This is a genomic window from Microbacterium sp. UMB0228 (assembly GCF_002871415.1).
Classification (GTDB): domain Bacteria; phylum Actinomycetota; class Actinomycetes; order Actinomycetales; family Microbacteriaceae; genus Microbacterium.
The window spans coordinates 24,085-51,039 of record NZ_PNFU01000004.1 but is presented as its reverse complement, the minus strand read 5'-3'; the positions used below and the strand labels follow the sequence as shown (position 1 = coordinate 51,039).

The 26,955-nt window shown below is 70.7% G+C and carries 28 protein-coding genes; 10 read left to right on the top strand and 18 right to left on the bottom strand.

Features of this window, described 5'->3' with window-relative positions:
• Nucleotides 1–54: 54 nt before the first annotated feature.
• Nucleotides 55–930, bottom strand: coding sequence for a LysR family transcriptional regulator (locus tag CJ226_RS10760; protein WP_102209170.1), 876 nt, complete (start codon nucleotides 928–930; stop codon nucleotides 55–57).
• A 78-nt stretch (nucleotides 931–1,008) separates the two neighbouring features.
• On the opposite strand from CJ226_RS10760, the gene CJ226_RS10755 reads away from it, so the two are divergent.
• The gene (locus tag CJ226_RS10755) at nucleotides 1,009–1,917 is read left to right on the top strand and encodes an EamA family transporter (RefSeq protein WP_102209169.1); all 909 of its coding nucleotides are present in this window, start codon (nucleotides 1,009–1,011) and stop codon (nucleotides 1,915–1,917) included.
• 12 nt (nucleotides 1,918–1,929) lie between these two features.
• Here the strand turns inward: CJ226_RS10755 and ffh are convergent, their stop codons facing one another.
• The gene (gene ffh / locus CJ226_RS10750) at nucleotides 1,930–3,492 is read right to left on the bottom strand and encodes a signal recognition particle protein (RefSeq protein ID WP_025103333.1); all 1,563 of its coding nucleotides are present in this window, start codon (nucleotides 3,490–3,492) and stop codon (nucleotides 1,930–1,932) included.
• Nucleotides 3,493–3,640: 148 nt separating this feature from the next.
• Nucleotides 3,641–4,228, bottom strand: a complete 588-nt coding sequence (locus tag CJ226_RS10745) for a TetR/AcrR family transcriptional regulator (protein ID WP_102209325.1) — start codon at nucleotides 4,226–4,228, stop codon at nucleotides 3,641–3,643.
• 87 nt (nucleotides 4,229–4,315) lie between these two features.
• Between CJ226_RS10745 and lipB the strand changes: the two genes are divergently transcribed.
• Together lipB and lipA are read left to right on the top strand one after the other, a co-directional pair.
• Nucleotides 4,316–4,966 carry a lipoyl(octanoyl) transferase LipB gene (gene lipB / locus CJ226_RS10740; protein ID WP_025103331.1) on the top strand — a complete coding sequence of 217 codons (651 nt, stop codon included), beginning with the start codon at nucleotides 4,316–4,318 and terminating at the stop codon, nucleotides 4,964–4,966.
• Nucleotides 4,963–5,952 (top strand): lipoyl synthase, encoded by a 990-nt coding sequence (gene lipA / locus CJ226_RS10735; RefSeq protein ID WP_102209168.1) that lies wholly within the window; start codon nucleotides 4,963–4,965, stop codon nucleotides 5,950–5,952. Before lipB ends, lipA begins: the two co-directional genes overlap by 4 nt.
• A 10-nt stretch (nucleotides 5,953–5,962) precedes the next feature.
• Here lipA and CJ226_RS10730 read toward each other — a convergent pair whose 3' ends face one another.
• On the bottom strand, nucleotides 5,963–6,463 hold the full coding sequence (locus tag CJ226_RS10730) for a DUF2004 domain-containing protein (protein ID WP_102209167.1): 501 nt from the start codon (nucleotides 6,461–6,463) through the stop codon (nucleotides 5,963–5,965).
• Between the two features lie 43 nt (nucleotides 6,464–6,506).
• Nucleotides 6,507–7,379, bottom strand: coding sequence for a signal recognition particle-docking protein FtsY (gene ftsY / locus CJ226_RS10725; RefSeq protein WP_025103328.1), 873 nt, complete (start codon nucleotides 7,377–7,379; stop codon nucleotides 6,507–6,509).
• A 28-nt stretch (nucleotides 7,380–7,407) separates the two neighbouring features.
• Here ftsY and CJ226_RS10720 point away from each other — a divergent pair, with 28 nt between their 5' ends.
• Nucleotides 7,408–8,085 (top strand): alpha/beta hydrolase, encoded by a 678-nt coding sequence (locus CJ226_RS10720; protein ID WP_146008242.1) that lies wholly within the window; start codon nucleotides 7,408–7,410, stop codon nucleotides 8,083–8,085.
• Nucleotides 8,086–8,197: 112 nt separating this feature from the next.
• Here CJ226_RS10720 and smc read toward each other — a convergent pair whose 3' ends face one another.
• Nucleotides 8,198–11,743, bottom strand: a complete 3,546-nt coding sequence (gene smc, locus CJ226_RS10715; protein WP_102209165.1) for a chromosome segregation protein SMC — start codon at nucleotides 11,741–11,743, stop codon at nucleotides 8,198–8,200.
• Between the two features lie 521 nt (nucleotides 11,744–12,264).
• Between smc and CJ226_RS10710 the strand changes: the two genes are divergently transcribed.
• The 4 genes from CJ226_RS10710 (at nucleotide 12,265) to CJ226_RS10695 (ending at nucleotide 15,849) form a co-directional block, all read left to right on the top strand.
• Nucleotides 12,265–12,549: a hypothetical protein gene (locus tag CJ226_RS10710; RefSeq protein ID WP_025103325.1), complete on the top strand. Its 285-nt coding sequence runs from the start codon at nucleotides 12,265–12,267 to the stop codon at nucleotides 12,547–12,549.
• Nucleotides 12,550–12,658: 109 nt separating this feature from the next.
• Nucleotides 12,659–13,738: a GNAT family N-acetyltransferase gene (locus tag CJ226_RS10705; RefSeq protein WP_102209164.1), complete on the top strand. Its 1,080-nt coding sequence runs from the start codon at nucleotides 12,659–12,661 to the stop codon at nucleotides 13,736–13,738.
• 99 nt (nucleotides 13,739–13,837) lie between these two features.
• On the top strand, nucleotides 13,838–14,533 hold the full coding sequence (locus CJ226_RS10700; RefSeq protein ID WP_062634742.1) for an ABC transporter ATP-binding protein: 696 nt from the start codon (nucleotides 13,838–13,840) through the stop codon (nucleotides 14,531–14,533).
• Nucleotides 14,530–15,849 (top strand): FtsX-like permease family protein, encoded by a 1,320-nt coding sequence (locus tag CJ226_RS10695; protein ID WP_062634744.1) that lies wholly within the window; start codon nucleotides 14,530–14,532, stop codon nucleotides 15,847–15,849. The genes CJ226_RS10700 and CJ226_RS10695 overlap by 4 nt, the downstream gene beginning before the upstream one ends.
• 210 nt (nucleotides 15,850–16,059) lie before the next feature.
• On the opposite strand, the gene CJ226_RS10690 is transcribed toward CJ226_RS10695, so the two are convergent.
• The 8 genes from CJ226_RS10690 to CJ226_RS10655 form a co-directional block, all read right to left on the bottom strand.
• Nucleotides 16,060–16,368 carry a helix-turn-helix domain-containing protein gene (locus CJ226_RS10690; RefSeq protein WP_231868207.1) on the bottom strand — a complete coding sequence of 103 codons (309 nt, stop codon included), beginning with the start codon at nucleotides 16,366–16,368 and terminating at the stop codon, nucleotides 16,060–16,062.
• A 2-nt stretch (nucleotides 16,369–16,370) separates the two neighbouring features.
• Nucleotides 16,371–16,748: a type II toxin-antitoxin system RelE/ParE family toxin gene (locus tag CJ226_RS10685; protein ID WP_062634746.1), complete on the bottom strand. Its 378-nt coding sequence runs from the start codon at nucleotides 16,746–16,748 to the stop codon at nucleotides 16,371–16,373.
• A 63-nt stretch (nucleotides 16,749–16,811) separates the two neighbouring features.
• Nucleotides 16,812–17,675, bottom strand: a complete 864-nt coding sequence (gene mutM / locus CJ226_RS10680) for a bifunctional DNA-formamidopyrimidine glycosylase/DNA-(apurinic or apyrimidinic site) lyase (protein ID WP_102209163.1) — start codon at nucleotides 17,673–17,675, stop codon at nucleotides 16,812–16,814.
• Nucleotides 17,668–18,360, bottom strand: a complete 693-nt coding sequence (rnc, locus tag CJ226_RS10675) for a ribonuclease III (RefSeq protein ID WP_060923098.1) — start codon at nucleotides 18,358–18,360, stop codon at nucleotides 17,668–17,670. Before rnc ends, mutM begins: the two co-directional genes overlap by 8 nt.
• A 10-nt stretch (nucleotides 18,361–18,370) precedes the next feature.
• Nucleotides 18,371–18,580, bottom strand: a complete 210-nt coding sequence (gene rpmF / locus CJ226_RS10670) for a 50S ribosomal protein L32 (protein WP_013586329.1) — start codon at nucleotides 18,578–18,580, stop codon at nucleotides 18,371–18,373.
• A gap of 2 nt (nucleotides 18,581–18,582) precedes the next feature.
• Nucleotides 18,583–19,077, bottom strand: coding sequence for a DUF177 domain-containing protein (locus CJ226_RS10665; RefSeq protein WP_025103319.1), 495 nt, complete (start codon nucleotides 19,075–19,077; stop codon nucleotides 18,583–18,585).
• A gap of 136 nt (nucleotides 19,078–19,213) precedes the next feature.
• Nucleotides 19,214–19,711: a pantetheine-phosphate adenylyltransferase gene (gene coaD, locus CJ226_RS10660; RefSeq protein WP_062634750.1), complete on the bottom strand. Its 498-nt coding sequence runs from the start codon at nucleotides 19,709–19,711 to the stop codon at nucleotides 19,214–19,216.
• 31 nt (nucleotides 19,712–19,742) lie between these two features.
• Nucleotides 19,743–21,917, bottom strand: a complete 2,175-nt coding sequence (locus CJ226_RS10655; protein WP_062634751.1) for an ATP-dependent DNA helicase RecG — start codon at nucleotides 21,915–21,917, stop codon at nucleotides 19,743–19,745.
• Between the two features lie 60 nt (nucleotides 21,918–21,977).
• Here CJ226_RS10655 and rsmD point away from each other — a divergent pair, with 60 nt between their 5' ends.
• The gene (gene rsmD / locus CJ226_RS10650) at nucleotides 21,978–22,592 is read left to right on the top strand and encodes a 16S rRNA (guanine(966)-N(2))-methyltransferase RsmD (RefSeq protein ID WP_102209162.1); all 615 of its coding nucleotides are present in this window, start codon (nucleotides 21,978–21,980) and stop codon (nucleotides 22,590–22,592) included.
• On the opposite strand, the gene thiL is transcribed toward rsmD, so the two are convergent.
• Nucleotides 22,562–23,557 (bottom strand): thiamine-phosphate kinase, encoded by a 996-nt coding sequence (gene thiL, locus CJ226_RS10645; protein WP_102209161.1) that lies wholly within the window; start codon nucleotides 23,555–23,557, stop codon nucleotides 22,562–22,564. The genes rsmD and thiL overlap by 31 nt on opposite strands.
• 23 nt (nucleotides 23,558–23,580) lie before the next feature.
• On the opposite strand from thiL, the gene CJ226_RS10640 reads away from it, so the two are divergent.
• Entirely contained in the window at nucleotides 23,581–24,063 is a 483-nt protein-coding gene (locus tag CJ226_RS10640) for a DUF3515 domain-containing protein (protein WP_025103314.1), read from the top strand.
• Nucleotides 24,064–24,085: 22 nt separating this feature from the next.
• Here CJ226_RS10640 and CJ226_RS10635 read toward each other — a convergent pair whose 3' ends face one another.
• From CJ226_RS10635 to CJ226_RS10625, 3 genes are read right to left on the bottom strand one after another with little or no spacing between them, the layout of a single operon-like run.
• Nucleotides 24,086–25,168, bottom strand: a complete 1,083-nt coding sequence (locus tag CJ226_RS10635; protein WP_102209160.1) for a D-alanine--D-alanine ligase family protein — start codon at nucleotides 25,166–25,168, stop codon at nucleotides 24,086–24,088.
• Nucleotides 25,068–26,207, bottom strand: coding sequence for an NAD(P)H-dependent glycerol-3-phosphate dehydrogenase (locus tag CJ226_RS10630; RefSeq protein WP_060922899.1), 1,140 nt, complete (start codon nucleotides 26,205–26,207; stop codon nucleotides 25,068–25,070). Before CJ226_RS10630 ends, CJ226_RS10635 begins: the two co-directional genes overlap by 101 nt.
• Nucleotides 26,197–26,952: a 1-acyl-sn-glycerol-3-phosphate acyltransferase gene (locus CJ226_RS10625; protein ID WP_029989231.1), complete on the bottom strand. Its 756-nt coding sequence runs from the start codon at nucleotides 26,950–26,952 to the stop codon at nucleotides 26,197–26,199. The genes CJ226_RS10630 and CJ226_RS10625 overlap by 11 nt, the downstream gene beginning before the upstream one ends.
• Nucleotides 26,953–26,955 lie beyond the last annotated feature (3 nt).

The window sequence follows — 26,955 nt, the reverse complement described above, 5'->3', positions numbered from 1 at the left end:
TCCGGGGATTCCGTCGTGCATCCGTTCGCGGGTCGTGCAGCCGGAACAGGGGTCTCAGGAGGCTGCCGCGACGATGTCGAGGAAGGCGCGGGCGGCGCTGCGCGGTGCGACGGCATCCCAGGCCAGGTGCTCGACACGAACGGGGCCGTCCTGGATGGCCACCGTGTCGACGACGTCTCGATAGCCCCGCACCACCCCGGGCGCGAGCAGCGTGACGGCGAGGCCCGCAGCGACCAGGCCGATCAGACTCGCGGCCGTGTCGGATTCGAAAGCCACGTCCCGCCGCACCTGTGCGGCGAGAAAGGCTGCGTCGCTCTGCGCCCGCCCCGAGGTTCCGGCGGGGAAGTCTGCGAAAGCGGAGTCCGCGAGGTCGCTCAGCCGCACCCGCCGCTTCGCGGCGAGGTGGTGCCCGCGAGGCAGCACCGCTACCAGCGGCTCGTGGGACAGGGGTCGAGACGCCACACCCTGGGGCTCCACACCTTCCCGAAGCCCGAGGAAGGCGACATCGAGGTCGCCCTGACGGATCGCAGTCATGAGGCCGTCGCTGTTCCCCTCGCGAAGCTCTACGCGGGCGGCCGGATGCGCGGTGCGATAGGCCACGAGGAGCGCGGGGACGTCGACGGCGGTCACCGTGGGGATGATCCCGAGCCGGAGCGTTCCGACGACTTCGCCCGCAGCGGCCGCGGCATCCTCCCTCGCCTGATCCGCGGCGCGCACGGCGAGACGCGCGGAGCGGAGGAACGCCTCTCCGGACTCGGTCGCACGGACGCTGCGGCTGGTGCGCGCGAACAGCCGCACGCCCAACTCGCGTTCGAGTGCGGCGACCTGATGGCTGAGCGCCGACTGCGTGACGTGACAGCGCTCCGCCGCGCGGGTGAACGAGCCGGTGTCCGCCACGGCGACGACATATCGCAGCTGCTGGAGTTCCACGGTTCCATGATCGCTCGTCATGGATAGCGTGACAACAATGCGTTGGACTCATCTGGATGCGGCGCGCAGGCTGGGAGCATGAACCGCCTCACGCTCACCCTCGTCACGGCCCTCGCGCCGGCGGCGTGGGGTACGACCTATCTGGTGACGACGGAGATGCTCCCCGCTGGGCATCCGCTCCTCGCCGGCCTCCTCCGCTCGCTTCCTGCGGGCCTCCTCGCGGTGCTGCTGGCCCGGCGCCTGCCGCACGGCGTCTGGTGGGGTAAGGCCCTCGTGCTCGGCGCCCTCAACATCGGCGCGTTCTTCCCGCTGCTGTTCCTCGCGGCCGAACGCCTCCCCGGCGGGGTGGCTGCCGCCGTCGCCGGTGCGCAGCCGCTCATCGTGCTGGGACTCGGGGCGCTCGTGCTCGGGGAACGTGTCCGACCGGTCTCCGCGGCCGCCGCCGTCGCCGGAGCGGCGGGGGTCGCCCTCGTCGTCCTCGGCCCTGCCGCCGCGCTGGACTTCTGGGGCCTCGTCGCGGCACTCGGCGGGGTGACCGCGACGGGCCTCGGGATGATCCTCACCAAGCGCTGGGGACGCCCCGCCGGGGTCGGTCCCGTGGCCTACGCGGGCTGGCAGCTCACCGCGGGAGGACTGCTGCTCCTCCCCCTTACCTTTGCGGTCGAGGGCCCGCCTCCTGCCCTCGACGCCGATGCGCTCCTCGGCTACCTCTGGCTCGCGACGGCCGGAGGGATCGTCGCGTACACGCTGTGGTTCCGCGGGATCCAGCGCCTGCCCGTGATCGTGCCCGGGCTCCTCGCGCTGCTCTCACCGATCGTCGCGACGCTGCTCGGCGTGCTCGTGGTCGGCGAGAGCTTCACCCCGGTCCAGGTGGCGGGCATCGTGATCACGCTCGCCGCCCTCGTCGGCGGGCAGTTCGCGGCACGGCCGCGAGGCACGCCCGCGACCACGGTCGACCCTTCGGCCGCGCCGGTCGCCGTGCGCTGAGGTCCCGACCGCTCAGCCCTTGCCGAACAGCTTCTGGATCTCAGCGAGGTCCGCCTCCGAGGGAGCCGCGCCTCCCCCACCGAGGCCGAAGCCCGAGCCGGTCGGTGCCGACGAGGCCGCGAGGCCGGCGTTCTCCGCCGCGCGCTTCGCGGGGTTTCCGGAGCGGGAGCGGTTGCCGCCGCCACCCTTGCCCTTCTTGCCGCGCTTCGACGAGGCGCCGGGCTTGCCCATGCCGGGCACCGGGCCCATGCCGGGGATGTTCGGCGTGCCGCCACGGGCGACCGTCTTCATCATCTTCGCGGCCTGCTCAAAGCGCTGGACAAGCTGGTTCACGTCCGTCACGGTCATGCCGGAACCGCGCGCGATGCGCAGACGGCGCGAGCCGTTGAGGATCTTGGGGTTGCGACGCTCGACCGGCGTCATGGACCGGATGATGGCCTCGGTGCGGTCGATCTCGCGCTCGTCGAAGTCCTCGAGCTGCTGCTTCATCTGGCCCATGCCCGGGAGCATCCCGAGCATCTTCTTCATCGAGCCCATCTTCTTCATCTGCTGGAGCTGCTCGAGGAAGTCCTCCAGGGTGAAGGCCTCGTTCGCGAGCTTCTCCGCGACCTTGCGTGCCTCCTCCTCGTCGAAGGCCTGCTGGGCCTGCTCGATGAGGGTGAGGATGTCGCCGAGGTCGAGGATGCGGCTCGCCATCCGGTCGGGGTGGAACGGCTCGAGGTCTTCCAGCCGCTCGCCCGTGGAGGCGAAGATGATCGGGCGACCCGTGACCGAGGCGACCGACAGCGCCGCTCCGCCTCGCGCGTCGCCGTCGAGCTTGGAGAGCACGACGCCGGTGAAGTCCACGCCCTCCTGGAAGGCCTTGGCGGTGTTGACGGCGTCCTGACCGATCATCGCGTCGATGACGAAGAGCACCTCGTCCGGGTTGACCGCCTTGCGGATGTCGGCGGCCTGCTTCATGAGCTCGGCGTCGACACCGAGGCGGCCGGCGGTGTCGATGATGACCACGTCGTGCTGCTGCCGGCGGGCGTGCTCGACACCGTCGCGCGAAACCTTCACGGGATCGCCGACGCCGTTGCCGGGCTCGGGCGCGTACACGGTGGCTCCGGCCTGCTCCGCGACCACCTGGAGCTGGTTCACGGCGTTCGGACGCTGGAGATCGGCGGCCACGAGGAGCGGCGTGTGGCCCTCACTCTCGAGCTGCTTGGCGAGCTTGCCGGCGAACGTCGTCTTCCCCGAACCCTGGAGGCCGGCGAGCATGATCACGGTCGGCGCCGTCTTGGCGAACTGCAGGCGCCGCTGCTCACCGCCGAGGATCTGGACGAGTTCCTCGTTGACGATCTGCACCACCTGCTGCGCGGGGTTCAGCGCCTTGTTGACCTCGTCGCCGAGAGCGCGCTCGCGCACCTTGGCGGTGAAGTCCTTGACGACCGCGAGCGCGACGTCGGCATCGAGCAGAGCGCGACGGATCTCGCGCACCGTGCCGTCGACGTCGGCGGCGGTGAGCTTTCCCTTCGTGCGCAGGTTGCGGAAGGTGTCGGTGAGCCGATCGGAGAGCGTGCCAAAGGTAGCCATGGTGCCTACGATTCTACGCGAGCGGAGCCTCCACGCTCAGCGCGGCACGGAGGCGACTCGCCGGAACCCCGCCTCGCCGTCGAGACCCCGCCCCGCAAGCGTGAGCACGCCGGGGCCTCGCCGCGAAACCGGGGTCTCGCGAGGGCGGTCAGTCCCTCCAGGGGAGATCGTGCACGCGGGCGAGGGCCTCGTGCAGCACGGACTCCGGAGTGCCGCGGCCGGCGCCCTCCTCCGCCCACACCCGGAGCGCCGACATGACAGCGGCGGCCTGCGCGGCCCCGAGCACGTCGGCGCGCATGACGTCGATCCCGGCCGCGCACGCCGCCCGGGAGACGGCGGCGGAGAGGCGCGCCAGACGGACGCCCGTCTCCCGCACCAGCTCCTCCTCGAGGGCCATGGCCGCCGCGTTCCGCAGTGCCAGCGCCAGAGGATCCGGCGCGAAGTCCTGCACGATGTCGTGGAGGATCAGCCGCACCCGCTCTCCCGTGGCCTCGCGGCCGAGGTCGCCCAGCGCGGTGATGGCGACGCCGATGCGCTCGTCGATACCCGACCACAGCACGTCGCTCTTGGACGTGAAGTAGTTGAAGAAGCTCGACCGGCTGACCCCCGCCCGCTGCGTGATGTCGGCGATGGACGTGGCCTCGTACCCGCGCTCCAGGAAGAGCTCGCAGGCGGCCTCGGCGAGGGTCTCGCGCGAGGAGGCCTTCGGGCGGCCGGCGCGACCAGTCCGGTTCATGACTTCACGGTACCGCGCGCCGCGCCGCACCCCGGACGAGGATGTATTGTTGGACGCAATCCATGTATTAGAGGGAAGCGACGACGCATGCTCGACATCCTCACCCCCGGCTTCATGCCGACCCCTGTCCCCTATCCCGACGGCTGGGCCCTGCAGCGCCGCGTGCACGCGGACGTCGTGTCCGGTGCCCGCCCAGACACGCTCATCCTGCTCGAGCACGCGGCCGTCTACACCGCGGGCAAGCGCACGGAGGACCACGAGCGCCCTCAGGACGGGACCCCGGTCATCGACGTCGACCGCGGCGGGAAGATCACCTGGCACGGGCCGGGACAGCTCGTCGGCTATCCGATCTTCCGGCTGCCGGAGCCGATGGACGTGGTCGCACACGTCCGGCGTCTGGAGCGGATCCTCATCGAGGTGCTGCGTCCGTTCGGGGTCGACGGGCACCAGGTCGAGGGGCGCAGCGGTGTGTGGGTGCGCCGACCGCTCTCGGAGGACAAGGTGGCCGCGATCGGCGTGCGGGTGCAGCAGGGCGTGACCATGCACGGCTTCGCCATCAACTGCGACAACAGTCTCGCCCCCTTCCGCGACATCATCCCCTGCGGCATCACCGACGCCGGCGTGACCACGGTGAGCGAGGTGTCCGGCCGCGTGGTCGGCCCGCTCGACCTCGTCGACGCCGTGCAGGACGCCTTCCGCACCGCGCACGCACCCGACCTGACAGGAGTCCCGGCATGACCGCCGCACCCGAGGGGCGCAAGCTCCTCCGCCTCGAGATCCGCAACGCCGAGACCCCGATCGAGCGCAAGCCCGAGTGGATCAAGACCAGGGCCAAGATGGGGCCGGAGTACTCCGCCTTGCACTCGCTCGTCAAGAGCGAGGACCTGCACACGGTGTGCCAGGAGGCCGGCTGCCCGAACATCTATGAGTGCTGGGAGGACCGGGAGGCGACCTTCCTCATCGGCGGCTCCCAGTGCACACGCCGCTGCGACTTCTGCCAGATCGACACGGGAAAGCCCGCTGATTACGACACCGACGAGCCGCGACGCGTGGCCGAGAGCGTGCAGCGGATGAACCTCCGATACGCGACCGTCACGAGCGTGGCCCGCGACGACCTCCCCGACACCGGGGCCTGGCTCAACGCCGAGACGGTGCGCAAGATCCACGAGCTGAACCCGAACACCGGCGTGGAGCTGCTGGCCAACGAGCACAACGCGGACCCGGCCTTCCTCGGCCAGATCTTCGATGCCCGTCCCGAGGTGTTCGCGCACAACGTGGAGACCGTGCCCCGCATCTTCAAGCGCATCCGACCGGCGTTCCGCTATGAGCGCTCCCTCAACGTTCTCACGCAGGCCCGCGACGCCGGACTCATCACGAAGTCGAACCTCATCCTCGGCATGGGCGAGGAGCCGGAGGAGGTCGTCCAGGCGCTGCAGGACCTCCACGATGCCGGCTGCGACATCATCACCATCACCCAGTACCTCCGCCCGACCCCGCGTCATCTCCCGGTGTCACGGTGGGTGAAACCGGCCGAGTTCGTCGAGTTCAAGGAGGAGGCGGAGCGGATCGGCTTCCTCGGGGTTCTGGCCGGTCCGCTGGTGCGCTCCTCGTACCGGGCCGGACGGCTCTGGGCGCAGTCGATGACCTCGAAGGGGCGCGAGATCCCCCCACACCTCGCGCACATCGCGGAGAGCGCCGACCTCGGCTTCGCGCAGGCGGTCTGACGCGCGGCGGTCAGTCGGCGCTCATGACCGACTGCACGCTGCCGTCGGAACCCAGGTTGACCAGGAGCACGTCGTCGGTGGCGCTGTCGTCGAGCGCGTACTCCAGGACGGCGAACGGTTCGGACCCACCGTGCTCGTCCGCGAGGATGGTCATGCTCATCAGCCGCAGCGATCGGATGATGTCCACGGCCGCATCTCCGGACACGTCGATGAGGACGTCGGGGAGGTCGTCGCCGAACACCTCCTGCTGCTGCAGGATGTACTCGGTCACCTCGCTCGTGCGGTCGTCCACCTCGGCGAGCATCCCGCGCCGTGCGGTCGCATCCACGTTCTCCAGGCCGGCGATGAGCCCGGCGGCGATGTCGAGGGCGTCGGCGGAGACGTCGTCCTGGTCCGGGGCCGTCAGATCCACGGTCACGCTCTGGTCGCCGACCTCGACCGTCTCCGACCAGAAGATCGAGCCGTCGGGGCCCGACGACAGCAGTCCGAAGTAGTCGTGTTCGATCGCCATAACGCTATGAAACCAGCCTGGTGCTCGGGGCGAAAGCCCTGTGTCAGCCGACCAGCGCCTGCACGAAGACGTGCGGCGTGAAACCGGTCAGATCGTCGATGCCCTCGCCCTGGCCGAGGAGCTTCACCGGGATGCCCGTGCGCTCCTGCACCGCGAGCACGAAGCCGCCCTTGGCCGAGCCGTCGAGCTTGGTGAGCACGAGACCTGTGACGCCGGCGTGCTGCAGGAAGGTCTCCGCCTGCATGACGCCGTTCTGCCCCGTCGTCGCATCGAGGACCAGCAGCACCTCGCTGATGGGAGCCTGCTTCTCCACGACACGGCGGATCTTGCCCAGTTCGTCCATGAGGCCGCCCTTGGTGTGCAGGCGTCCCGCCGTGTCGATGATCGCGATCTCCATACCCTCGCGCTTCGCGTACTCGACGGTCTGGAAGGCGACGGAAGCCGGGTCCTGGCCTTCCTGCTGCGGGCGGACGATGGCCGCTCCCCCGCGCTGGGCCCAGGTGGCGAGCTGGTCCACGGCCGCGGCACGGAAGGTGTCGGCGGCTCCCACGACCACGCTCCGCTGGTAACCGCGGAGGAACTTCGTGAACTTGCCGATCGTTGTCGTCTTGCCCACACCGTTCACCCCGACGACGAGGACCACGGCCGGGCGCTCGGTGAGCTTGAGTGTGGTGTCGAACTTCGCGAAGTGCTCCTCCAGGGTCTCCCGCAGCATGCGCTGGAGGTCCTTGGGGTCGGTGGTGCGGTACTTCGCGACCTTGTCGCGCAGCTCTTCGACGATGCGCTCGCTGATGTCGGGGCCGAAGTCCGCCGTGATCAGCGCCGTCTCCAGGTCTTCCCACGTCGTCTCGTCGATGGTGGGCTTCACGAACATGCCGCGCAGCGCGCGACCGAGAGACCAGGACTTCTCTGCCATGCGTCCAGCCTACGGGTAGCATCCAGGGATGCACCGCGCGCCGCTCCCGCACCGGGTGTTCCTCCATGGCGCCGGGAGGCGCGGCACCGCCGCATGGCCCTCGCACGATCCGGAGTCGGGGACCTTCCTCAGCTTCCCGCCGGAGTCGTCCGTCGAAGCGCAGGCGGGCGCTCTCGTCGAGGGAGAACGTGACCGGACGCCGCTCCTGTTCGCCCACTCCATCGGCGCGGTGACCGCGGTCCGCGCCGTCACCGACGGCCTGCGGGTGTTCGGCCTCGTCCTCGTCGAGCCCGCCCTGTACGACATCGCTCGCGGTGACGCGCCGATCGAGCGGCATATCGCCGTGGTCACGGAGGCGCGATCACGCGCGGCCGAGGACGACCTCTACGGCTTCTGGTCGATCCTGCGCCCGCTCATGTTCGGCGGCTCCGCCACGCGGGAGCGCTGGGAGGACGAGCGCGCCGTCGCCCAGCGGTGGGCGACGACGACCGTTCCGTGGGGACACGGCATCCGGGAGCGTACTCTCGCCGGGGTGCCGACCCTCGTGGTCACCGGCGGCTGGAACGAGGAGTATGAGCTCATCGCCCGACGGCTCGTCGATGTCGGAGCCGACCACATCGTCCTCTCCGGTTTCGCTCACCGTCCCCAGGACCACCCCGGCTTCCCCGCCGCCGTGACCGCCTTCGAACAGTCCCTCACGATGTGACCTTCCCCCGGTTCGTCCGAGCACAGCTTCGGAGGCCGCGGGCGACACGCCGGATCCGACCGCCGACACGCCAGGTGGGGGCCACGATCTCCGCAGCTGTGCCCGCGACGAGTCAGACGGCGGCGGCGGCGCGGTCACCGACGCGCTGACCGACCACCGCGGAGACGCCGTCCTGGCGCATGGACACGCCGTAGAGGGCGTCGGCGATCTCCATCGTCCGCTTCTGGTGCGTGATGACGAGGAGCTGGGAGCTCTCGCGCAGCTGCTCGAACACCGTGAGGAGCCGGCCGAGGTTCGCGTCGTCCAGGGCGGCCTCGACCTCGTCGAGGATGTAGAACGGGCTGGGGCGCGCCTTGAAGATCGCCACCAGGAGCGCCACCGCGGCCAGAGACCGCTCACCCCCGGACAGCAGCGACAGCCGCTCGATCTTCTTCCCGACGGGACGGACCGAGACCTCGATCCCCGTCGTCAGCATGTTCTCCGGATCGGTCAGCGAGATGCTGCCCGTGCCGCCGGGGAACAGCAGCGGGAAGACCTGACCGAACGCCTCCTTGGTGTCCTCGAACGCGCTGGCGAAGATCGTCTGCATGCGCTCGTCGAGGTCGGCGATGATCGTCAAGAGGTCCTGCCGGGTCTGCGTCAGGTCCGCGAGCTGCGTGGTGAGGAACGCGTGGCGCTGCTCCAGGGCGGCGAACTCCTCCAGCGCGAGCGGGTTGACCCTCCCGAGTTGGGCGAGTTTCCGCTCCGCGTCCGCGAGGCGCCGCTGCTGGATGCGTCGGTCGAACGGGATCGCGGTGTCGTCGAGCAGTTCGCCGTCGGCCGCCTCCGTCCCGGGATCCCGCGGCACGAGCTGATCAGGACCGTACTCGGCGACGAGCACGTCCTCGTCCAGCGAGAGCTCCGAGGACACGCGCTCCAACAGGCTGTTCAGGTGGAGCTTCTTCTCGTGGATCTGCAGCTCCAGGCCGTGCACGCTCTCCGTGAGCCCGGCCAGACGCTCCCGCAGCGACGACTCCTGGGTGCGCAGGGCGACCAGTTCCTCGTTCTGCGCCGACCGCGCGGCTTCCGCCTCCGCCAGGGCGACGCGGGCCTCGGTGACCGAGCGGTCGAGGGAGTCGAGGATGCGCGGCAGCTCGTCCACGACTCCGGACGCCGCCTCGCGCTGCGCCCGGCGGATGACAGCGCGGCGGGCGGCCTCCGCCGCGGCGTCCCGCTCCTGCTCGCGCTGCCGTTCCAGCGCTGTCACCCGCGACTGCGCCGCCCGGACCCGCTCGCGCAGGGTCTCGACCTCCAGGCGAGCACGGACCTCGCCCTCGCGGGCCCGCTCCAGCGCCTCGAGCAGTCCATCGCGCGCCGAGGCGTCGAGCACCGGACGCGGCGCGGCGACCGCGGCGTCGAGCTCCGCCTTCGCGGCCTCCGCCTTCGCCTCCGCGTCCGCCACGGCGGCCTGCGCCTGGGCGAGGCCGGTCTCGAGACGGTCGCATTCGGCGACCGCGGCCTCATGGCGCACTGTCACCTTGTTGACCTGCTCCGCATGCGTCGCGAGGGCGGCGTCGTGCTCGCGAAGGGCGCGCAGCGCGTCCTTCGCCTGCCGCCGCGTCTCCTCCACGGCCTCGTCGGCGTCGATGCGCGCCTCGCGCAGGGAATCGACGACGATCTGGATCTCGGTGAGCCGCTCGGTCGCGGCATCGCGCTCGGCCGCGAGTTCGAGGCGAGATCGCTCCCCTCCGGAGCCGGTCCGCAGCGTCTGGGCGGTGATGACGTCGCCCCTGGTCGTCACGATCGTGGTCGCGGTGTCACCTGCCGCATCCAGAGCGCTCCGTGCGGCCCGCGCCGCATTGAGGTCGTCGGCGATGAGCACATGCGCCAGTATCCCGAGAACGCCGTCCGGCGCGGTCACCGTCTCGGTCGCGGCGATCACGCCGTCGACGGCCGGGTGCGACGCCCGCTCCCTCGGGGCCTCGGCGACCACGAAGTCGACCACCCCACGGCGGCGCTCCGCAGCCTCCGCCGCCAGGATGAACGCATCCTCCGCGGAACCGACCAGCACGCCCTCGGCCAGGGGACCGAGCACCGCCGCGATCGCGGCTTCGTATCCCGCCCGCACCTGCACGGCATCGCCGACGAGACCGCGGATTCCGGGGCCGCCCTCCGCGACGATCTCGGCGGCACCTCCCGACAGCGACAGCGCACTGCTCAACGCGGCGGCCTTCGCCGTGAGGGCGTCGACCTCGCGCTCCGCGGCGTGCAGGCGCTCGCGAAGGCTCTCCCGTTCCGCCTCCGCCGCCGTCGCCGCACGCTGGGCGCTCTCGTAGGCGGCGGCATACTCGACGGCCGTGCCCTCGGGAGCTTCCGCGTCGTCGATCGCCTCCAGGGCCTCTTCGGCCTCGCGCCGCCGGGCGTGCGCTGCTTCGAGGGCGTTCTCCTGACGGAGCACCGCACCACGGACGGCAGCCAGTGCGGACGCGGCCGCATCGGCGTTCCCGCGGAGCGAGGAGAGCCGCATGTCGTACTCGGAGACGAGCGCGCTCTGCTCCGCGATGTCGACGTCGAGCGTGTCGAGCTCGGCACGAGCGTTCACGACCTCGCGGCTGGCGGCGGCCGCGGCGTCCTGAGCGTCGCCGAGGCCGGAGGAGATCGTCTCGATGTCCTCCTTCGCCTCGTCGATGGTCGCCTGCGTGACGGTCACCGCGGTCACGGCCGCGTCGTCCTCCTCGGACCCGAGGAGCGCGAGGCGCTGGTTGGCGAGCGTGTACAGCCCGCGCATCCGCTCCTGCACCTGTTCGAGGCCGAACGCGACGCTGCGTGCCTCGTCGACCGCGATCGAGTTCTGGTTCTTCTCCAGCCGAGCGATCCCGGCGCGCACCGTCTCGGCCTGGTCGGACAGCACGAGACGCTCGGTGTGCCGCTCCTGCTCGGTCCGGGTGTGGTCCGCGAGGGCTGTGCGCAGCGCCACGACGTCGTCGGCGAACAGGCGGGCCTTGGCATCGCGCACGACGGCGGCGATGGTCTGCGCCTCACGCGCGATCTCCGCCTGGCGCCCGAGGGGCTTGAGCTGTCGGCGGATCTCCCCGGCGAGGTCGCTCAGACGCGTGAGGTTGGCCTCCATCGCGTCGAGCTTGCGCAGCGTCTTCTCCTTGCGACGACGGTGCTTGAGGATGCCGGCCGCCTCCTCGATGAAGCCGCGGCGATCCTCCGGCGAGGCCTGGAGCACGGTGTCAAGCCGACCCTGACCCACGATGACGTGCATCTCCCGACCCAGGCCGGAGTCGCTGAGCAGCTCCTGCACATCGAGCAGACGGCAGCTCTCGCCGTTGATGGCGTACTCGCTGGAGCCGTTGCGGAAGAGCGTGCGGCTGATGGTGACCTCGGCGTACTCGATCGGCAGCGCGCCGTCGGCATTGTCGATCGTGAGCTGCACCTCGGCGCGCCCGAGGGGACCACGGGTCGAGGTGCCGGCGAAGATGACGTCTTCCATCTTCCCGCCGCGGAGCGTCTTCGCCCCCTGCTCCCCCATCACCCACGCGAGGGCGTCGACGACATTCGACTTGCCGGAGCCGTTCGGTCCGACGATGCACGTGACGCCGGGCTCGAACACGAAGGTCGTGGGCTGCGCGAACGACTTGAATCCCTTGAGCGTCAGGCTCTTCAGATGCATGGGGCGACCGCTCGTCCGGGGAGATTCACGCCGCTACGCTACCGGAATCCCGCGGAACGGCCGGTATCCCGCGCGGTCGTCGCGGCCCCCGCCTCCACCGCGACACGCCGGTGCTACCACGAAATGCTTGACGATCTCCTGAGAGTTTCGCTACGGTGGCCTCCGGATCGCCACACGAAAGGAGGTTACCGATGATGATCACTCAGCACACCGCAGAGGTCTTTGGCCTCGCCGCGCCCGCGCACTCCGCGCCGCGCCTCGCGGCATCGGTGACCGCCGGCGTCCGTCACGGCTCGCTCGGCTAGAACCGCAGCCTGGGAACGCAGGCCCGATCCGGGTCTTCTCCCGCCTGTTCTGTCGCGTCCCACCCTCTGATCCCCTCGGATCATGGATCCCCGCCGCCTCCGGCCTCCGCATTCCGCGGCTCCGCAGGCGCTGCTCTCGTCCGCACCCGCCGCGGCCGACGACTCGGTCCTGACGTGGTGCTTCCGCACCCATCCACCCCTTTCGAAGGAACCATCGTGAACATCACGCTGTCACGCAGCACCACCCATCCGCCCGATACCGAGGACCGCGAGGTCCTCCAGATCCCCCGCGACGACGAGCTCCGCGAGCTCGGCATCGCGGACCGCCTCTCGCTCCGGATCGGCCTCTGGCTGTTCCAGCGGGCACAGCGGCCCCGTCGTCCGCGCCGGTCGTGGACCGTCGATCCCGGCGACCTGTTCCTCGTCGGAGAGCAGCGTCACCGCTCGGCCGCGGAGTCGCACGCCCTCCTCATGTACGACATGCAGCGCGGGATGCGCTGACCGGGCGATGACGACCGCAGCGACGCCGGCCCGGCGTCCGTCCGTACACCCGCGGACGGGCGCCGGGACAGCCGGCACCTCCTCCTCCCTCCGACACGAAGGACCTGACATGATGACCGCCGCACTGACGATCACGCCGTTGATCGTCCCGGCCACCCTCGACGAAGCGAACGCCGCGGACTTCCGCGCGTACGGCGCCCTGAACCGACAGATCTGCGACGAGCAGGTCGGTCTCCCCGAGCTCGCCCCGGACGCCGCGCAGATGCTGCCGGACTGGCAGGACGACTCCGATTCGCTGGACCTCGGATTCGTCGCCCGCGAAGGAGATGAGATCGTCGGCATGGTGACCGTCTCCTTCGCGCAGGAGTCCGATGCGAACGCCGCGGAGATCGATCTCCTCGTCCCGGCCGCGCACTGGGGGCGAGGCATCGAGGAGGCGCTGCTCGACCGAGCCGAAGCCGAGGGGCGGACGCGGGGACGGAGCGTTCTCCAGATGTGGACCCTGCATCGGCCCGAAGAGGGGGAGCGCATGCTCATGCCGCGGACCGGATGGGGACGGATTCCGGCTACTGCCGAGAGCGATCTCGTCGCCAGCTACGGCTACACGCTCGAGCAGGTCGAGCGGAACAGCGAGTTCGACCTGCGCCGCGATACCGAACCGCTACGCGACGCCCTGCGCGCGGCTCTCGATGCGGCAGGACCGGACTATCGCATCGTCGAATGGCTCCTCCCCACTCCCCCGGAACTGCGCGACGGCTATGCGGCCGTCCTCGCTCGTCTGTCGACCGACGCCCCGAGCGGCGACATGGACTTCGTGGCCGAGGTCTGGGATGCCGACCGCGTCATCCGTCGTGACGCACGGCTGACCGGGGCCGGGCAGACCGTGTCCGTCGTGGCGGTGGAGCACGTTCCGTCCGCGACGCTCGTGGCCTACAACGAGCTGCTGATCGGCGCCGATCGGTCCGGCACGACGCACCAGTTCGGCACCTTGGTGTCGAAGAACCATCGCGGTCACCGGCTCGGCACGATCGTCAAGTGCGCGAATCTGCTGCGCTGGCGGGAGCTCGTTCCGGAGTCTCCCGTCGTCTCGACCTACAATGCGGAGGAGAACCGGCCGATGCTCGACATCAACGAAGCGATCGGCTTCGTGCCCGTGTCGTACGCAGGGGCGTGGCAGAAGAAGATCTGACGACGAGCGGCGGCCGTCATCCTCCCGGATGACGGCTGCCGCTCAGCTTCATCCGCCGGGCCGACGACACCGGCACGGCCTCACGGCGAGGCTGGGAACATGAACACTCCCGTGATCGAAGCCCACGCCCTCGTCAAGACCTACGGCGTCACCCACGCCCTCGCCGGTGTCGACCTCGCGGTGCACCGCGGCGAGTCCGTCGCCATCATGGGCGCGTCGGGCTCGGGGAAGACGACGCTCCTGCATGTGCTGGCGGGAATCACCGCACCGGACAGCGGCCGCGTGGTCTTCCATCCCTCAACGGGCACGGCCATCGACGTGACCGCGCTGGGTGAGGCGGCGCGCTCCCGCCTGCGTCGCGAGCGCTTCGGGTTCGTCTTCCAGCAGGGACTGCTGATCCCCGAGCTGACGGCGGTGGAGAACGTCGCCCTCGCCTCGATGATCAACGGCGTCGCCAAGAAGGACGCCCTCCCCCATGCGGCGTCGTGGCTCGCGGCACTGGGCCTCCGCGGCATGGAGGAACGGCGCATCGGCGAGCTGTCGGGAGGACAGGCGCAGCGTGTGGCCATCGCCAGAGCCCAGGCGACGGGTGCGGACCTCGTCTTCGCCGACGAGCCGACCGGCGCTCTGGATTCGCACACCTCCGCCGAGGTCATGGACGCTCTCCTCTGGTCCACGACCGGGCAGGGCCGCACCCTCATCGTCGTCACGCACGACGCCGACGTCGCCGCACGCTGCACGCGCACCGTCGCCGTCCGGGACGGTCGCATCCTCGGCTCGGCGGTGAACGCATGAATCTCTCCGTCCTCGGCCTGCTCCTGCGTCCGGCTCCCGGACAGCGCAGCGTCCTTGCGCTCCCGATCGTCGCCTTCGCGGTGGTCACGACCCTCGTCCTCACCGTCGTCGGCGGGGCCCAGGCCTTCTGGACCTGGACCGACGACGAGGCTGTTCTCTACCAGGGCCTCGCCGCCATCGCTCTCGTCCTGCTTGTCGTGCCGCTGACCTCGCTCGGCGGCGCCGCCGCCCGGTTGTCCGCGCGGCGCCGCGACGAACGGCTATCCACGCTGCGGCTGCTCGGGGTGACCCCGGGTGGTGTGACGACGGCCACGGTGGTCGAGTCGGTCCTCGTCGCCGCCGCCGGCGCCGTCATCGGTATCGGGGGCCACCTGGCCCTGAGTCCGCTCATCGGTCTGATACCGTTCCGCGGCGAGCCGCTCGGCCTGGCCGCGGTCGTTCTCTCCCCGGTGATGATCGCCGCCGTCGTGGGCGGCGTCCTGCTGCTCGCCGCGGGAAGCGCCGTCGTGGGGCTGCGTCGCGTCGTGATCTCGCCGCTCGGCGTCCGCACGCGCACGGCGCCGACGAGCGTGCACTGGATCCGCGCCGTCATCGCAGTCGCGGGCATCGCCATCGCGTTCGTGCTCATCAAGGTCTTCCCGATGATCGGCGGGGTCGTGGCGACGATCGCCGTGCTCGCCGCGATGTTCGCGCTCGCGCTGAGCGTCCTCAATCTGCTCGGTCCGTGGGTGCTGAAGGTCTCGGCGGGGCGCCAGCTCCGGCGGGCGGAGCGCCCGGAGCGGCTGCTCGCCGCTCGCCTCGTTCTCGACTCTCCGAAAGCAGCCTGGCGTCAGGTCGGCGGCATCGCGATGGCGAGCTTCATGGCCGTCTTCGCGGGCACCGGCGTCGCGCTCCTCGACACGATCGGGGCGAGCGACGATCCCTCCAGCATCGCGCTCGCGGAGGACATCCGCACCGGGCTCATCATCACCCTCATCGGCTCGTTCCTCATGGTGGCCGCCTCCGTCGGCGTGAATCAGGCCTCGGACGTGCTCGACAAGAGCGACCTGCACGAGAGCCTGCACCACCTGGGCATGCCCGTCGAGACCGTGGACCGCGCGCGTCGTCGCGCGATCATGTCGCCGCTGCTGGTGACGGCGGTGGGATCCGCGCTGTGCGCTGCCGTGCTCGTGTTCCCGCTGGTGGGCATCGCGCTGATCATCGCACCTCTCTCGCTGATGACGATCGCGACCGTCGTCGCCGTCGGCATCGGAGTCGTCTGGGCGAGCACCTGGGCGACGCGTCCGCTGCTGGATCGCGCGTTCGCCCCCGCGTGAGACGGTGGCGGGCCGGGCGCGTCCGGCCCGCCACCGGCGCTGTGTCACGGGCGGATGAGGATAGGTGTCGCAACTCCAGCGAGTCGGAAGCCGTGCCGGGACCGCGGCCCTCTCCTGGAGGCGTCGGCGCCCCGACGAGCTCGGGTCTTCAATGACGATGCGGGGTTGCGGGTGACGACGTGCCGCCTTAGCGAGCACGCATTCGACAGATCAAGCGACCTGCAGCCGGCTATCGCCGGCGACGTACTCGACGACGAGGTCTCCGCCGACAGCTTCGATGTACTTCCGGACCGTGCCGATGCGCGCGCTGTCGAGATCGCCGTTCTCGATCTTCGAGACCTGACGCTGACCAACGCCGATGCGCTCGGCGAGCTGAGCTTGGCTGAGTCCGAGTCGCTCACGGAGTTCACGCAGCCGGTACGCCCGCACCTCGCCCAGCATCCGCTCCTTATGCGCGTCGACACGTGGACGGTTCGCAGGACGCCTCTCGAGCAGCTGGTCCGGGGTGAGAGCCATCATGATCACTTCCTCTTAGCCTTGTCGTTCTCTGTCTTCGTCCTCAGCCAGGCAAGATGCTCGGTGAATCTAGCGTCTGCGATCGGGATGTTCTCCCGGTACCACTTTTTCCAGTTGCCGGCCTTGTCACCGGCGACCAGCATGATCGCCTGCCGCTGGGGATCGAAGGCGAATAGCATCCGAAGTTCCGATTTGCCGGACGAGCCCGGACGAAGCTCCTTCATGTTCTTGTACGAAGACCCCCTCACCGTGTCGACGATGGGGCGTCCCAGCTGGGGACCGTTTTCCTGGAGGAGCTCGATGGCAGCGATGAGCTGATCGTAGGTGTCGTCATCCAGACTCATCAGCCAAGCCTCGATCAGCCCAAGATCGACGGTCCACATGCCTCACAGTCTAGACCTTGAATGGTCTAAGGGCAACGGCAGCTCGCTGCGTATGAGCCCCGGTCAGCGCCTCCGCTGGCAGCGCGGGCAGAAGTGCGAGGAGCGGTTCATGAACGCGGCGCGGGTGATCGGCGTGCCGCAGCGCGGACAGGGCTTCCCCCCGCGACCGTAGGCGTTCAGGGAGTGCGCGAAGTAACCGGCCTGCCCGTTGACGTTGACGTACTGGGCGTCGAAGCTCGTGCCGCCCTCGGCGAGAGCCTTCTGCAGGACCGATCGCACTTCCGCGAGCAGGCGATTCACGGCTCGGGTCGGCAGAGCGTCGGCCGGTGTCTCCGGATGGATGCGGGCCGCCCACAGCGACTCGTCGGCGTAGATGTTGCCGATCCCGCTCACCACGCCCTGGTCCAGCAGCACCCGCTTGCTCGCGCTGTGCCGCCGGGCGAGAGCGGCCCGGAAGACCCGGTCGTCGAAGAACGGGTCGAGCGGGTCGCGTGCGATGTGCGCGACCTGTGTCGGGATGCGGGAGGGGCCGTCGGCGATGAGAGCGTCGACGGCAAGGGAGCCGAACGTCCGCTGATCCGCGAACACGATCGCGAGCTCGCCGTGTCGGGGATGCTCGATCCCGAAACGGACACGCTCGTGGCGCTCGGTCGGCGCGTCCGGCGCGCGGAGCAGCATCTGGCCGCTCATGCCCAGATGCGCGATCAGAGCGGAGTCGCCATCGTCCACGGGGAGCCAGAGGAACTTGCCGCGCCGCGCGGCCGCGGTGAAGCGGCGACCCTCCAGACGCTGGACGAAGTCCGCAGCTCCGGCGGTATGCCGGGTGAGGGCGCGTTCGTCGAAGACGCTGACGCCCGTGATGACGGCGTCCACGGCAGCCGGTGCGAGGCCGGCGCGGACGACCTCGACCTCGGGGAGCTCAGGCACGCTCGCTGAGCGTGCGCCAGGCGCTGAGGGCCGCCGCCATCTCGGCCGTCTTCTTGCTGCTGCCGGCGCCCGTCATCCGCACGTCGCCGACGGCGACGGTCGCTGTGAAGCGCCGGTCGTGGTCGGGGCCGCTGGCCTCGACCGAGTACTGCGGCGGCGTGGCGCCGAGGCGGGCCGCGAGCTCCTGCAGGCTCGTCTTCGGGTCCATCGCCGCGCCGTACCGCTCGGGGTCGGCGAGCAGCGGCTCGGTCAGACGTAGGACGAGCGCCGTCGCGGCCTCGGGCCCGGCGGACAGGTAGGTGGCGCCGATGACGGCCTCCATGGTGTCCGCGAGGATCGAGTCCTTGTCCCGCCCACCGGTCTGCTCCTCACCGCGCCCGAGGAGCAGGTGGCTGCCGAGATCGATGCCGCGAGCGACCTCCGCCAGGGCGACTGTCGACACGACGCTCGCCCGGCGCTTCGCCAGCTCCCCCTCGTCGAGCTCGGGGTGCCGCGTGAACAGCATGACGGTCACGGCCTGACCCAGCACCGAGTCGCCGAGGAACTCGAGACGCTCGTTGTGCGGGATGCCGCCGTGCTCGTACGCATAGGAGCGGTGGGTGAGGGCCAACTCCAGAAGCTCCGCGTCGATATCGACGCGGAGCTTATCTGGGAGAGGCCTCGTCCCCCCGGGGACCTCCGTCACGGTTCGCGACTCAGACGTCGGCGACCTTGCGGCCCTTGTACTCGAGGAAGAGCTCGGTGCCCTGCGAGTCGGTGACGACCTTCGCCTGGTGCGGACGGCTGTAGACGACCTTGCCGTTCTCGATGGTCTTGACGAGCGCAGGGGCCTCGGCCTTCCACTGCGCGCGGCGCGAGCGGGTGTTCGAACGGGAGACCTTGCGCTTCGGGGGGTTACCAGCCATGACTAGCTCTCTTCTTTCTCGGCGGCACCGCGTTCTGCCGTGCCGTCCTGGTCTGTGATCTGCTGGAGCGCGCTCCACCGAGGATCGATGGGAGCGGCCTGCTCCGTTCCGGTGCTCTCGGTCAGCCTCTCGCCTGTGACCGGGTCGAGCCCGAGGCAATCCGGCTGACACACCGGCTGAAAAGGAAGGGCCAGTACGGCCGCATCCCTGACGAGAGTTTCAAGATCCACGTGGTCGTCTTGAACCTCGAAGTCAGTTTCTTCCTCACCAGGATACGCGAAAAGCTCCTGGAACTCGACTTCGACGGGCCGAGCGATGTCGGTGAGGCATCGACCGCACACGCCGACGTACTCGCCCTCCGCCTCTCCGGTGACGAGGATGCCCTCGTGGACGGACTCCAGCCGCACGTCGAGATCGAGTTCCGAGCCCGCCTCGAAGGAGACGATGCCCTCCCCCCACTGCTCCGTCAGGGGCACCGAGAAGGAGTGCTCGCGCATCTCCCCCGGGCGCCGGACGATGTCACGGACGGGGAGGACGAAAGGGCTGTTGAGTCGGGAACGCACCCCGCCATGCTACCCAGGTCACCGGAGAGGAGGGCCGGGAGACCGCCGGGAACGGGACCGCGATCGGAGATCAGATCCCGCGCGCGCCGGTGTCGAGGAACGAGGCTACGGCCGGCGGGACGAACGGCGAGACGTCGCCCCCGAGGCTGGCGACCTGGCGCACCAGCGAGCTGGAGACCATCGCGTGCGCGGGGTCCGGCAGCAGGAAGACGGTCTCGATGTCGGCGAGGTGCCGGTTGACGATCGCCATGGGCGACTCGTACGCCACGTCGACCTGCGAGCGGATGCCCTTCACGAGGACGCCGGCGTTCACGTCGCGCGCATAGTCGACGAGGAGTCCCATGCTCCAGGAGCCGATGACGATGTTGCCCGCCATGCCGTCCTCGGCGATCGAACGCTCCAGGAGGGAGAGCCGCTGCGCGATCGGCAGCATCGCCTCCTTGCCCGGGTTGTGCACCACGAGCACATGCAGCTCGTCGTAGAGGGCGGCCGCGCGCCGGATCACGTCGAGGTGACCCAGGGTCGGCGGATCGAAGGAACCCGGGACGACGGCGATCCGGCTGCTCATGGAATCCAGCCTAGGGCACCCGGAACGGCGATCAGTTCTTCGCCAGCGCCGCGCGATCCTCGTCGGTGACGCGCCGTCCGATGGCCTCCCGGAGCCCGGGGTGAGCGGCCAACTCGGGGTCGGCGGCGAGGATGTCCTCCGCGAGCTCGCGGGCGCGGGTGATGAGAGCGGCGTCCTTGACGACACGCAACAGTTTGAGGGACGACCGCACTCCGGCCTGCGCCGCGCCGAGCACGTCGCCCTCGCCGCGGAGTTCGAGGTCGACCTCGGCCAGTGCGAAGCCGTCGAGCGTGGCGGCGACCGCATCGACGCGTTCGCGCGCCACCGATCCGGCCTCGGCCTCGGTCACGAGCAGGCAGAGACCCGGGACACCGCCTCGTCCCACCCGACCGCGGAGCTGGTGCAGCTGGGACACTCCGAAACGGTCGGCGTCCAGCACGATCATCGTCGAGGCGTTGGGGACGTCCACGCCCACCTCGATCACGGTCGTCGCGAGGAGGAGGTCGATCTCCCCGCGGGCGAAGGCCTGCATGACGGCGTCCTTCTCCTCCGAGGGCATCTTCCCGTGGAGCACCGCGCGTCGCAGACCGCCGAGGGTCGGATGCGTGGCCAGCGCCTCGTCGAGCTGCACGACACCCCACCGAGGGCCTTTGCCGCTCTCCGGGGCGAGCAGCGCCTGCTCGCCCGCCTCGGCCGTCTTCGCCGCGGTGTCGATGGCCGCGCAGACCGCGAACACCTGCCGGCCCTGCGCGATCTCCTCCGCTGCCCGTTCCCACACCCGGTTGAACCAGCCCGGGTGCTCGGCCAACGGCGCGACGTACGACTCGATGCCGGCGCGCCCCGCCGGCATCGTGCGGATGACCGAGGTGTCGAGGTCGCCGAAGACCGTCATCGCGACCGTCCGCGGGATCGGGGTCGCGGTGAGGACGAGCGCGTGCGGGCTGGACCCCTTCGCCCGCAGCGCCTCCCGCTGCTCGACCCCGAAGCGGTGCTGCTCGTCGACCACGACGAGACCGAGATCGGCGAACGTGGTCTTCTCCCCGAGGAGCGCGTGGGTGCCGACCACGATCAGCGCCTGGCCGGAGGCGACGCGCAGCGCGGCCTTGCGGCGATCCGCCGCCGGCATCTGCCCGGTGAGCAGCGTCGGCATCAGCAGCGGGGCGAGCTGCGGGCCGAGCATCTTCGTGATCGAACGCAGATGTTGCGCCGCGAGGACTTCCGTCGGGGCGATCAAGGCCGCCTGTCCCCCGCTCTCGGCGACCTGCAGCATCGCCCGCAGGGCCACCAGCGTCTTCCCCGAACCGACCTCGCCCTGCACGAGCCGGTTCATCGGCCAGGAGCCGACGAGATCGTCTGCGATCTGGGCGCCGACGGTCTGCTGATCCGGCGTGAGCGTGTAGGGCAGGGCGGCGTCGAAGCGCTCCAGCAGCCCGCCGGGCGCCGCCGGCCGCGAGGTGGCGGCCAGGGCGCGCACCGCGTCGCGCTGCTGGAGGAGGGCCGTCTGGAGCGTGAGCGCCTCGTGCATGCGCAGCGTGCGGACGGCGGGATCGATGTCGTTGCGGGAGCGCGGGCGGTGGATCGCCTCCAGGGCCTCCCGCGCCGTCAGCAGCTCTTCGCGGGTGCGGATCTCCGGGGTCAGCGGGTCGGGGACCGACGACAGGTCGTCGAGGACGCGCCCGACGAGCCGGGCGATCTGCCACGTCTGGATCGCGGAGGTAGCCGGATAGATCGGGATCGGGACCGCCGCCCTCGCATCCGCCCGCCGGCGCGCCGCGTCCTCGTCATCGAACAGCTCGTACTCCGGGTGGGCGAACTGGGTCATGCCGTTGAACTCGCCGACCTTGCCGGAGAACACACCACGGCGCCCGACCGCCAGGTCCTTGGAGCGCCACTCCGCCGCGCCGACGTTCTTCGCGAAGAAAGTCAGCGACATGCGACCGACGCCGTCGCCGATGACGACGTCGACCATGGCCCCCGGTCGATTGCGCATCCGGCGGAAGCTCGACGAGAGGACTTCGGCGACGATCGTGACGGTCTCCCCGATCGGGAGGTCGCGGATGGGAGTGAGCTCCCCCGGGTCGGCGTACCGACGCGGGTAGTGCGCGAGCAGGTCGCCGACGGTCTTCATGCCGAAGGCGCGGTCGAGCGTCTTGGCCGACGCCGCACCGAGGGCCTCCTCGAGGGAGGATTCGAGCGTGAGCGACATGCTCCGAGTCTAGGGAACCGCACGGACACGACCGTCCGCGGCCTGTCGTATCGTGAACGGGTGACGAGGATCATCGCCGGAACGGCACGCGGCACCCGGCTCGACGTCCCCGGCGCCGGGACCAGACCCACGAGCGACCGCGTGCGCGAATCCCTGTTCGGCGCCTTGGAGTCGCTCGACGCGATCGCGGACGCCCGCGTGCTCGACCTCTACGCGGGCTCGGGGGCGCTCGGGCTCGAGGCGCTGAGCCGCGGCGCCCAGAGCGCCGACCTCGTCGAGCGGGGCCGGCAGGCCGCAGCCGTCGTGCGGCGCAACGCCGCGGCCGTCGCGAAGGCCTCCGGTACCGCGACCGCACGGGTGCAGGAGGCGACGGTCCGAGCGTTCCTCGGCCGCGCGTCCGGGCCCTACGACCTCGTGTTCACGGATCCGCCGTACGACATCGACGATGAGGCGATGGACGGCGACCTCGCCGCCCTCGCTCCGCTGCTCAGCGATGATGCCGTGGTGGTCGTCGAACGCGCCCGGCGCTCCGCCGCCCCCGACTTCGCAGCCGCCGGGCTCCGGGTGTTCCGGGAGAAGACCTACGGCGACACGACCCTGTGGTGGGCGGAGCCCGGCGCGCAGGACGCCGCGTCGGCGGAGGTTCAGCCCGAGACGGAGTCCCAGTCCCGGTAGGGGTCCCAGCCGCTGACGTCCACGGGACCGTCGTCGCAGAGCAGGTCCTCCTCGCCGCGCGGACGCACGACGCCGATCGCACGGAAGCCCGGCGGCAGCACGCCGTCGGGGAACGTCGCGAGCAGCGCATGGTCCTCGCCGCCCGCGAGCGCCCGCTGCGGACTCGCGCCGAGCGCGGCGCCGTCCAGCGCGAGGGTGACGCCGGAGGCGTCCGCGAGGCGCCGCGCATCGAGGGCGAGGCCGTCCGAGACGTCCATCATCGCGGTCGCGCCGGCCGCGGCTGCGACGACGCCGAGGCCGATGGGCGGCGACGGCCGCAGCTGCGCGGCGACCGCAGCGCTCTCCCCGGGTGCGAGAGCCGCGGGATCGACCGGGACCGGGGTCTCGCCGTCTCGGAAGCGTCCGAACAGCACGGCCAGCCCGTGTGCGGCGTGACCCAGTTCTCCGGCGACGGCGACGACATCGCCCGGTCGCGCCCCCGCCCTGGTCACCGGGGGGCGGCCTTCGAGGTCGCCCAGAGCCGTCACAGCGACCGTGAGCACCTCGGACACCGTGAGATCCCCGCCGACCACCGCGCACCCGGGGGCGAGCGCCGCGCAGGCGTCGCGGAAGCCGTCGGCCAGGCGCTCCACGAAGGACAGCCGGAGGTCACGCGGTACCGCCAGAGCCACGAGCAGCGCGGTCGGGCGTGCGCCCATCGCGGCGATGTCGGCGAGGTTGACCGCCGCCGCCTTCCAGCCGAGGTCGTACCCGCTCGTCCAGGCGAGCCGGAAGTCGGGCCCGTGCACGAGCGTGTCCGTCGTCGCGACGACCGATGCCGAGGGGGCGGCGATCACGGCGGCATCGTCCCCGGGACCGAGGAGCGTGTGCGCGCCCGGCGCGGTGCGCTGGAGGATGGCGCGGAGGATGCGCCCCTCCGAGAGATCTCCCAGGCGCGGATCGTCGGAGTCGGGTCGGGAGGGCATGTCGTCAAAGGTAGCCTGGATACATGCTTCGTTCCCGCCGCCTCGCTGCCGTCGCGGGGGCGATCGCCCTCGCCGCCGGACTCGCCGGATGCTCCACGACCGTGCACCTCGAGCCGGCGGCCGACGCGAACGACCCGGCCTGCGCGAACGTCTCCGTGCTCCTGCCGGACACCGTCGGCGGGTACGAGCGCGTGTGGACCGACGCGCAGGCCACGGGCGCCTGGGGAGACCCCACGGTCGTCCTGCGATGCGGCGTGGAGCCGCCCGCCCCGTCCGATCTCGTCTGCACCACCCTCGGCGGCGTCGACTGGCTCGTCCTGGAGCAGGAGGAGGAGCGCCAGCGCCTCGTCACCTACGGTCGCGAACCGGCCATCGAGGTGATCATCCGCCGCGGCGAGCAGGTCGACTTCCAGTCGATCGTCGACAGCCTGTCGTCGAACATCCAGTCGGGGCTGGCCCCGGCGACCGCGCAGTGCACCGACCGGGTGGAGTTCCCCGCGAGCTGAGCACGCGCGGGGAACCACGCCGTCAGCGGCGCAGGCCCGCCTCGACGAGTTCCGTGATGAGGTCGCCGTAGCTCAGTCCCGATGCCACCCAGCACTTCGGGAACATCGAGATGGGCGTGAAGCCGGGCATGGTGTTGAGCTCGTTAACGACGAGCTCGCCGGTCGGGGTGAGGAACATGTCCACCCGGGCGAGGCCGCGACCGTCGACCGCCTGGAAGGCCCGGACGCCGGCCTCCTGAACGGCGGCCACCTCCGCCTCGGTCAGCTCCGCCGGGCACACGACGTCGACGCCGTCGCCGCCGAGGTACTTCCCCTCGAAGTCGTAGAAGCCGCGGTCGGTCAGCACGATCTCGCCGGGGAGGGAGGCGCGGACGCCGTCGGCCGTCTCGAGGACGGCCACCTCGATCTCCCGGCCGGAGACGCCGGCCTCGATGAGCACCTTGTCGTCCTCGGCGAACGCGATGGCGAGGGCGGCGTCGAGTTCCTCCGGCGCCGACACCTTCGAGACGCCGACGCTCGACCCGGCGCGAGCGGGCTTGACGAAGACGGGCAGGCCGAAGTCGGCGGCGCGGGCGCGGAGGGCATCGGGGTCGGCGTCCCACTCACGACGGCGCACGGTCACACCCGGCGCCACCGCGATCCCGGCGGCCTGCAGGGCGATCTTCATGAAGTGCTTGTCCATGCACAGCGCCGAGTCGAGCACGCCGCCCCCGGCGTAAGGGACCTCGAGCGTGTCGAAGTAGCCCTGGATCGTGCCGTCCTCGCCGTGCGGTCCGTGCAGGATCGGCAGCACGACGTCGATCTCGCCGAGTCCCTCGGTCTCGCCGCCCGGATGCACGACCCGCAGGGTGCGGTCGCCCCCGGGTTCCGGCCAGAGCACCCGGGTGCCGTTGTCGACGACCTCCGGGAGATGCGCGGCGTCGAGCGGGAACTTCGCCGGGTCGTCGTCCTCGAGGACGAAGGCACCCTCGCGGGTGATCCCCACCGGGATCACGGCATACCGGTCACGATCGATCGCGCCCAGCACTCCCCCCGCCGTTGCGGAACTGATCGAATGCTCGCTGGAGCGCCCTCCGAAGAGCACCACCACCGTCTGCTTGTCCATGGTTGGTCCTCTCCCCCTGCGGGGTGTCGTCGTCCGTCGTGAGATGCGGGGCGATGTCCCGGGGATCCATCTTGCCGTCGAGCACCATCTTCACCTGCTCGACGATCGGCATGTGCACATCGGCTTCGCGGGCGAGCTGCAGCACCGGGGCGACCGAGGCGAGCCCCTCGGCCGTCTGCTGCATCTGCTTCACGACGTCCTGGAAGCTGTAGCCCTGCCCGAGCAGCCGCCCGGCGGTGTTGTTGCGGCTCAGCGGCGACTGGCAGGTCGCGATGAGGTCGCCGAGACCGGCCAGTCCCTGCAGGGTCTCCGGCTGGGCGCCGTTCGCGACCGCGAAGTCGGTCATCTCGACGAGGCCGCGGGTGATGATCGACGCCTTGGTGTTCTCGCCGTAGCCGACGCCGTCGACGATGCCGATGGCGACGGCGATGAGGTTCTTGAGCACTCCGCCGAACTCCGTGCCGATGACATCCGTGTTCACGAACGTCCGGAAGTAGGAGTTGCGCGCGGCCCGGGCCACGACGTCCGCGGTCTCCTGGCTGCGCGACGAGATCACGGCCGCGGTCGGCTGCTCCCGCGCGATCTCCAGGGCGAGATTCGGTCCGGAGGCCACGGCGATCCGGTCGGGATCGCACTGCAGCTCCTGCTGGATGACCTGGCTCATGCGCAGGCCGGTGCCCCGCTCGACGCCCTTCATGAGGCTGACGATCTTGGCGTCGCCCGAAGCGATCAGCGGGCGCAGTGCCTTGAGGTTCTCCCGCAGCGACTGGCTCGGCACGGACAGGTACACCTGGTCGACGCCGTCGAGCGCGGTCGCCAGCTCGTGCGTGGCCGCCATCGTGCGAGGCAGGTTGATGCCCGGCAGGTAACGCGAGTTGCGCTTCGCCTCGTCGATCTCGTGCGCGAGCTCGGCCCGGCGCGCCCACATCGTCACGTGGGCGCCGCCGTCGGCGAGGATCTTGCCGAACGTCGTTCCCCAGCTGCCGGCGCCGATCACGGCGACGCGGGGTCCGGCCGGCGCGGTTCTCTTAGGGGTCAAGGCGTCCGGTCTCCTTCTGGCCGTGGCTCGCCGGGTTCCAGCGCTCCGCGGGGGCCTTCTCACCGCGCACCTGCTCCAGCAGCGCGGTGATCGCGTTCATGAGTCGGTTGGTGGCTTCCGTGAGAGCCGCCGGCTCGCCGGCGCGACCGCGGAGGTCGGAGACGTCGACGGGGTCGCCGACGATCACGGTCACGGGCTTGCGGAGCGGCCAGAGGCTCAGCCCCTTCTGGTAGCGGCCCATGATCGCCTGCGTGCCCCACTGCGCCATGGGGATGAGCGGGATGCCGTCGGCGAGGGCGAGCCGCACCGCGCCTGACTTGCCGCGCATCGGCCACATGTCGGGGTCTCGGGTGAGCGTGCCCTCCGGGTACACGATGACACCGCGGCCGTGCTCCACGAGAGCTGCCGACTGGGCCATCGTCTGCTTCGCGGACGACGCCGACGAGGTGCGTGCGACCGGGATCATCCCCGTCTTGCGCAGGAACCACCCGAGCACGGGCACGCGGAAGAGGCTCTCCTTGGCCATGAACCGCGGAGCGCGCCCGATCCGCCAGACCGCCAAGGCGACGATCAGCGGATCGAACTCCGAGTAGTGGTTCGGCGCCAGCACGAAAGCGCCCTCGCGCGGGAGCTTCTCCGCACCGATGATGCGGACCTTCGCGATCAGCGACACCAGCGGCACGACGATCGCCGCGAGCGGCCAGAACACGCTCGGCCGCGTCTTCTCCGGCGACCGGGAAGCCATCGG